A 1,124-nucleotide genomic window follows, 5' to 3' on the forward strand; every position below is an offset into this window, starting at 1 on the left:
CCGACAGCGCAGGTGGCTCCATCACCGTCGACACCGCCGATATCACGGTCGACGGGACTACCCTGACGGTCGCTGGCCAGGACCTCTCCGGTCTGGCCGAGGGTGAACTGACCGCCACCCTGACTGTTACTGACGACAGCAACAACGCGAGTGACTTCACCGCCGCCAGTGTCAAAGACACCACCGCCCCCGAAGCCCCAGTTCTCGAAGAGACCGATGGCACGACCCTCGCCGGCACCGGTGAGCCGGGCACAACCGTCGACATCATCGACAGCAATGGCAACCCGGTCGCCACTACCGAGGTCGCAGAGGATGGCACCTTCTCGGTCGATCTCGACCCGGCGCTGGAAGATGGTACCGAACTGACCGCCACCGCGACCGATCCGGCCGGCAACGCCAGTGGCCCGTCCAACTCCGTCACGGTCGATACCAATACCGATACCACCCCGCCGGCAGAAGGCGAGAACAGTATCGCCTTCGGCGATGGTGGCGATGGCTTCCTGAATGCCGATGAAATCGGCAACGTCACCCTGACCGGCACCATCGAAGACGGTCTCGACAGCAGCAACGTCCAGCTGGTCATCACCGACAGCGCAGGTGGCTCCATCACCGTCGACACCGCCGATATCACGGTCGACGGCACTACCCTGACTGTCGCTGGCCAGGACCTCTCCGGTCTGGCCGAAGGCGAATTGACCGCCACCCTGACTGTCACTGACGACAGCAACAACGCGAGTGACTTCACCGCTGCCAGCGTCAAAGACACCACCGCCCCCGAAGCCCCAGTTCTCGAAGAGACCGATGGCACGACCCTCACCGGCACCGGTGAGCCGGGCACGACCGTCGACATTACCGATGGCGACGGCAATGTCATCGATAGCGTCGAAGTGGGTGATGACGGCAACTTCGAATTCAACTTCGATCCGGCGCTGGAAGACGATACCGAACTGACCGCCACAGCGACCGATCCGGCCGGCAACACCAGTGGTCCGTCCAACCCCGTCACGGTCGATACCAATACCGATACCACCCCGCCGGCAGAAGGCGAGAACAGTATCGCCTTCGGCGATGGTGGCGATGGCTTCCTGAATGCCGATGAAATCGGCAACGTCACCCTGACCGGC

Annotated in this window: 1 protein-coding gene; it reads left to right on the forward strand. The window is 63.1% G+C overall.

The window, feature by feature from the left end; all coding sequences use genetic code 11:
- On the forward strand, positions 1-1,124 hold a 1,124-nt coding region (locus tag QD172_RS17275; RefSeq protein ID WP_279856362.1), incomplete at both ends, for an Ig-like domain-containing protein.

Source organism: Cobetia sp. 10Alg 146 (genome assembly GCF_029846385.1).
Taxonomy (GTDB): domain Bacteria; phylum Pseudomonadota; class Gammaproteobacteria; order Pseudomonadales; family Halomonadaceae; genus Cobetia; species Cobetia marina.